The organism is Shewanella sp. GutDb-MelDb, from assembly GCF_002836075.1.
Lineage (GTDB): Bacteria > Pseudomonadota > Gammaproteobacteria > Enterobacterales > Shewanellaceae > Shewanella.
On record NZ_PJBM01000131.1, the window covers coordinates 39,116 to 46,156 of the forward strand.

Sequence of the window (7,041 nt, forward strand, 5' to 3'; positions counted from 1 at the left end):
GTAATGTATTTATTTTAGCCAAGGCTGGGGGATGCAAGTGCAGGGTAGGTGTGTAAAGGTTGTGTAAGTAAGTTGCTTTTTCTATTTAAATGTAAATAATAGTCGCTCTCATTCGCATATGGAAAGACAAGTGAAATTAAGTATTTTAGGATTGGCGGTATTAAGTGCTTTGGCAGTGACATCGACTCAAGCAAAGGAAAATACACTGCCGACAGTGGAAGATGATGGCGTAGAGCATATTCTGATAACCGCTTCCCCATTTGCGCAAAAGTTAAGTGATACTCCCAATTCAGTTTTTATTGTCTCAGAGGAGGATCTCGATCTTCAACGTGTCGTCGCGCGTAACCTTTCTGAAATGATCTCTAATCTGGTTCCAGGTTTTTCCCCGAGTACTGAAACGATGTCGACCTTTGGCCAAAACTTTCGTGGTGGTAAAGCGATAGTGATGATTGATGGTGTGTTGATTTCAACGACGTTGCGCGCCGGTGGGCGTGATCTACAGTCAATCTCAGTCGATGTCATTCAGAGCATTGAGGTGATCAAGGGGGCAAGCGCCATGTATGGCAACGGTGAAGCCGGAGCCATTATCAATGTGATTACTAAGAAGCCTACTGTTAATTTTGAAATGCAGACGCGAGTTGGCGTTGAAGCTTTTTCGGATGAATTGTCTGATGCAGGCTACAGTGTGTCACAGAGCTTTTCGGGTACCACTGACTTTGATTTAGGCTATTTGCTGAATTTGTCTGGTAAAGACCGCGGCAATTTGTATGATTCGAATGGTAACCAACTGCCAGGAGCACCTAATAGCCAAGGTGGCATGGGCGATGCTGATGAATATGATGTGCTATTCAAATTAGAGCAAGAGATGGATAACGGTCGTTTTGCACTGCTCGCACATCACTACAATATTGAGAATAAACTGCACTATAAGCGCACTGTTAATGATGAAAATGGCTTAGTTGAAATTGACAAAAGCGCGCCATATACCGGCTCTAATCCTAAAACCAAGCTCAGCACGATTCAGCTTACCTATGGCAATGACGATGTCCTTAACCAGCAATTAAGTCTGTCTACTTACTACAGCAAAGTGAATGTTGGCTATGAGTCGGACTCTGAAATTGTGTCTAAGCGCAGTGGATTTAAAGCCGCGCTGCAGTGGACCATCAATGACACTAGCCGGTTGGCTTATGGTGTTGAATATGGGCGAGATAATACAGAACAAGGCAGAATGCGAGATGTGATCGTGGGTCAAGATGTAGGTGGTAATCTTGAAAAACAGTCGCAGTATATCTGCTCTGTTTGCGATTTAACTGAAACCAAGTTAAGCCCATTTGCGCAATACTGGAATCAACTCACTGATGACCTCACCTTACAAATTGGTTTGCGGTATGAAAATTTTGAAATAGAGGTACCAGATTACCAGCGTTATAAAAAAGGGGTATTGTCAGAGAAACAGGGTGATACGTTAAAATATGATAAACCACTGGTCAATCTAGGCTTAGTATATCGGGTCGCTGATAACACAGATCTCTTTGCGAGTTTCTCGCAGGGTTATTCTCACGCTGATATGCGTATGCTCAGAGATATGCCGGTTGATAGTGTTAGTGAGTTTGCAGATGATATTCCGGCAACTCAAACCAATTACTATGAAACCGGTTTGCGCTACGGTGCTGATTCACTGCAAGCGAGCCTGTCTTTCTTCTACTCAGATATTACAGATGGTTACGCATACGACTATAATGTTAATGCTGAATTGTTGAAGAAAGTAGCAGCCGTTATTGTGGCTGATGAAAAGGTTTGGGGATTTGAAGCGACATTGGACTATAAGATTAGCCAAGCCGTTAAGTTAGGCACTAGTGTGTCTATGTCTGAAGGGAAACGTACTAATAGTGAAACAGGCGTTGATTATTGGATGAATGGCACCAGAATCACTCCGATTAAAGCATCTATTTATGGCGACTATCGCTTTAACGATATGGCGTCTCTGCGTTTACAGGCTAATTACGTCGGCGATAGGGATAAGAACAGCCCTGAGAGTGATGCGGGTTACAGCTATTACGAATCGCCTTATGATGGCTACACCTTGGTCGATTTGGTCACTACATTTGATACTGACTACGGGCGTTTAACCTTGGGTATTGATAATCTGTTAAATGAAGATTACCAGCCGTTAGTGTCACAAATGAACAAAGAGGTTGTTTGGGAGCAATATCGTAATCAGTTCTCTGGTTACGGCCGCCGTTTAGCGCTTGAGTACACTATCAACTATTAATGGGTGACTATAGCTAAGATAATTTTTGAGCATAAGAAAAAATATCTTGAGCTGTTCAACCATACTTAATGGGCTCCAATCCTTTTGTCTAGTGGTTGGGGCTCAAGGTGAGGTTGAAGGGATTGTTACCTCATCAGACTTCGTTAAACGGTGTGCAAGCTTATTGAAAAAGTAACGCATCAATGTGTTATATCTCTAGCTAAAATAGATAAAAAAAGGGGCTGATTTCAGCCCCTTATTGATAAGTGCAGTTTAGTGACGTTTAGCCACGAGTACACTCTTCTAGCAGATAGGCCAGATGACGATAAGAGATGCCGCTGTGCTGAGTAAGACCGACTTCACACATACGGTTAGCGTAATACCCCTCTTTCACATCAACCGGGATCAGCTTCTTAATATTACGCAGAGCACTGGCATTTATCTCAGGCTTATAGAGACCTTTTTCACCTGAATAACCACAGCATTCGATCCCCGCTGGACGAATAACCTGATGACAACAGGCATCCGCTATTGCAGTCATCTTAGGTTCAACCTTCATCGTTTTAGCACTACAACCAAGATGCAATGCAGCATGAGATTTCTTCTCAATGGTCAGTTTAGGCAACAATTGGTCATGCATAAACTCAACCAGATCAACTATCTCTACTTTCTCTATTAAAGCCGCATCGCCACCTAAAGTTCGCTTAGTACATGACAACGCATCGACGATCACTGGCAGCTTTCCGCCTTGTGTCATGGCTGAAACAGCGTGAATTAATTCGAGACGTTTAGCATCGGCATTTTTAAAGTCTCCCTTAGACTCCCACATCTGCCCACAGCACAGATCTCGTGTCTTCTCTGGAGTGATAACGTTATAACCCGCTCGTTCGAGTAACGTGACCACTACTTCCGGCAGCGGTCGCTTATCGGTATCGACCGGTGTAGGGCCGAAGGTGCGACCACCACAAGCAGGGAAGTAAACTACCGTTTCCTGTCCAGGCTTAGGGGCAGAAACTTTGGGGAGTTTGCCGCCTTTAGCGAAAGAAGGATTCCAGTAGGGAACCTCACTGCTGAGCAATCGTCCGGCCTTCATCATAGTGCCGGTGATGCCGTCGCCAGTGATCTTGTGGATAACGCCCAACATATCGAAACCAGTACTGATCACGCCGTTGACCAAGCCAAAGTGCTTAGCTTGAAAATCGAGGAACTTTTGTTGGCCACTGCTGATGGATGGGGTTCTCAATTTACGTACCAGTTGCCCCATTTTATTATCTACAGGGCAGGCGATAGTACACATCTGACAAGCGGCGCAAGTATCGATAACATCGTACTTAGCGGCTGCACGCATGGTATCGGCGGCCTGCTGATCACCGCTTTGCTCCAGACGAGCAATCTCGCGTAAGGTTGCAATACGCTGACGCGGAGTAAGGTTCAGTGCCGATGTTGGGCAGGTTTTCTCACAGAAACCACACTCAAGACATTTGTCGACAAAGTCATCGACTACCGGGCAAGGCTTGATGTTCTTGACGTGGACTTTGGGATCATCGTTTAAGATGACTCCAGGGTTCAGGATCCCTTGGGGATCGAATAGCTGCTTGATGTTCTTCATCAGCGCATAGGCATCTTGTCCCCACTCCATCTCAACATAAGGCGCGACAGCGCGACCGGTGCCATGTTCGGCTTTCATCGAACCGTCGTACTTGTTGATCACCATGTCGGCAATTTCATCCATAAAGGCATGGAAATTGTCAATATCATCCTGAGTAGAGAACGTTGGCGTAATGATGAAGTGGAAGTTACCGGCCAATGCATGGCCATAGATGCAGCCTTCGGGATAGCCGAATTTGTGCATTAGTGCGGTAATATCACTTGCGGCCGTGGCTAAGTGTTCAAGCTCGAACGCCACGTCTTCGATAATAACCGACGTGCCTTTGGGACGTTCACCGGCAACGATAGGGAATAAGCCTTTACGCATAGCCCAGTACTCGCCATATATCGCAGCATCGCTGGTAAAGCTGATCGGACGTAAAAACTCAAATCCTTCGAGCTTGGTAATCACATCCTTGGTGTGGGTATCTAAGGTATCGGCATCATCGGCTCGGGATTCGATCAGCAGGATAGCTGACAGCGGTGGCAAGTCGGATAACCAATCTGGCATACCAGGTTTGCCCGTAACGGCCTTGATGGATGGCCAGTCGAGTAGCTCGGCCGCTGCGACACTTTCGCCATTGATCAATGGGATTGAGCGAGCTGCATCTTCCATATTATGAAAAACGGCTAGCGCCGATGCTTTAAATTTGGCTTCATTGACCGTGTGGTAGGTGACTTCGTTGATGAAGGCCAATGTGCCTTCCATGCCGACCATTAGGTGGTTGATAATGTCAAATGGGTCGCTGAAATCGACTAAGGCATTAATGCCATAACCTGTAGTATTTTTGATAGAATATTTTTTACGAATTTTGTCTGCAAGTACAATGTTATGGCGCGTCTTATGTGCCAGTTCAAACACATCTTCAAGCATTTTTCCATGAGACTTGGCAAAGGCGACTTTAGATTTTTTACAACCCGTGTCGAGCTCGGTACCGTCGGCGAACAGCAACTTGGCTGACGCTATAGTCTGGTAACTATTTTGTGCAGTGCCGCAGCACATGCCTGAGGCATTGTTAGCGACAATGCCACCCACCATGGCCGAGGCAATTGTCGCTGGATCTGGGCCTATTTTACGGTTAAGCGGGGCTAACGCTGCGTTGGCATCGGAACCTATGACAGCGGAGCCAAGGGTGATCTGTTTAGCATCATCGCTGACTTCAATCTTTCTGAAGCCATCATGGCCCAGAATAAGCAAAATCCCTTCACCAAGAGCTTGACCAGCCAAGCTGGTACCCGCTGCACGGAAAGTTACCGGCGCATTATGCTCACGGGCAACGGCTAGAGTGTGCTTAACTTGTTCCATGTTTTCGGCGTGAACAACGACTTCTGGAACAATTCTGAAGTAGCTGGCATCGGTTGACCAAGCGAATCGACGAACATACTCATCCGTCACAGGTTTTTCACCTAGTTGCTTACGTAAATCACTTATTACAGCTTTATAATTTATCGACATGGACATATCTCTTTACTTGCTATTATTAAGAGCAATCAGAGCCGGAATTTGCGCTCTGATTATTTGAGTATTATGTTTAGAATCCGCCCCACACGAAGGCTATGCTGCCTGCGATCATGGCGTAACCTAGCGCTACCGGCATTGTCTTACGAATAATTTCTGATTCACGACCCGCCATACCGACTACCGTAGCGGCGGCAACGACGTTCATCACACACATCATGTTACCGGCGTTGGCGCCAATGCCCTGCAGTGCGAGTACCATCGCGTGGTTCATGCCAATGCTGTCGGCGACGCTGTACTGTAGGCCGGAGAACATCATGTTGGAGAAGGTGGCGCTACCTGATAAGAAGGCACCGAAAATACCGACGATAGGGGCAACCCAAGACCATACCGCTCCCATGCTGCCAGCCAAAGTATCAGCTAGGGCAACAGGCATAGATGTCAGACCCGCAGCATTTTCACCGGAGTTAAGGAAAATCTTCACCATAGGCACAGAAGCGCCTAGCGAAATGATGGTTGGAATCATAGAGCGGCACGATACCGTAATAGACTCTTTGATGGCTTTCTTGTTCATTTTGAACAGGAAGAAACCTAGGATACACACGGCGATGAAGAAGGCGCCTGGTGCATACAGTGTCTTGAACCCAGCACCCAGTTCGGTACCTAGCAAGCCGGTCCACTTGACGTTAAAACTCAGCAACCATGATTTTAGCGGGCCAATAACACGAGACAGCACCAACAAGGCCGCCATGATGATATAGGGAGTCCAGGCAGCAATTTGTGAGAACTTAGCCGTAGAAGCCACTTTAGATTCTTTCTGGCCGTCGTTTTCGGCAAAATCATTCCAGGGAGTTTTAGGCAGCATAATGCCTTTTTTAGCAACTGGGATAACAATAGCCATACCCACAAGGGCACCGATAACCGATGGGAACTCGGGACCGGCGACGAAGTTAATGATCCAAGCCGGAACCGTGAAGGCCAGTCCGGCAAACAGCGCAAACTTCCAGATGGCAAAGCCTTCGGCGAATGATTTGTTACGACCGAAGAAGCCGGTCAGTAAAGACACCATGACCAGAGGAATTAGGGTACCGGTAACTAGATCTATGGTGATCATGTGCATGGCAATAAACTGAGCATAATCGGCAAAGCTGCCACCATGCTGAGCAATCTGTTCGGCCGCCATGTTAACGCCACCAGAAGTCAGACCCTGTTCCATACCAAACAGTACTGGTAGACCAATTGCGCCGAAGGATACGGACGCAGAGTCAGCAATCAGGGCAACAACCGCAGCGGCAATAGGGGGAATACCCAATAACACCAGTAAAGGCGCGCCGATAGCCGCCGGTGTACCAAAGCCCGCACTGCCTTCGATGAATGAGCCAAACAACCAACAGATAATGATGACCTGGACGCGGGCATCGGCACTAATATTGGTGAAACCTGCGCGAATGGTATCCATCGCGCCTGAATATTTCAGGGTATTAAGTAAGAACACGGCACCAAAGATGATACTCAATGGTGTCAATGCAGCAAGCAATCCTTCGACGACAGATGCTGCCAAAAAGGTCGTATCCATCTGCCAGACAAACACAGCGGCTAGGCCGGTTAAGATTGCAGAAATGGGCATTGCCCGTGATGCGGGCATCTTCAGTAATACTAAAAATAGCATTACGCTGATCACCGG

Annotated in this window: 3 protein-coding genes; 1 reads left to right on the forward strand and 2 read right to left on the reverse strand. The window is 46.9% G+C overall.

Annotated elements, in window-relative coordinates; genetic code table 11:
- Positions 1 to 130: 130 nt before the first annotated feature.
- Entirely contained in the window at positions 131 to 2,272 is a 2,142-nt protein-coding gene (locus tag CXF82_RS04855) for a TonB-dependent receptor (protein ID WP_180961170.1), read from the forward strand.
- A gap of 262 nt (positions 2,273 to 2,534) precedes the next feature.
- On the opposite strand, the gene CXF82_RS04865 is transcribed toward CXF82_RS04855, so the two are convergent.
- Entirely contained in the window at positions 2,535 to 5,354 is a 2,820-nt protein-coding gene (locus tag CXF82_RS04865; protein WP_102043753.1) for an FAD-binding and (Fe-S)-binding domain-containing protein, read from the reverse strand.
- A 76-nt stretch (positions 5,355 to 5,430) separates the two neighbouring features.
- Positions 5,431 to 7,041, reverse strand: a 1,611-nt coding sequence (locus tag CXF82_RS04870) for an L-lactate permease (RefSeq protein WP_102043756.1), incomplete at its 5' end; no start/stop codon positions are given.

Coding starts and splice junctions, on each gene's coding strand:
- CXF82_RS04865 (WP_102043753.1), bottom strand. CDS start 5,354: ATGTCGATAAATTATAAAGCTGTAATAAGTGATTTACGTAAGCAACTA.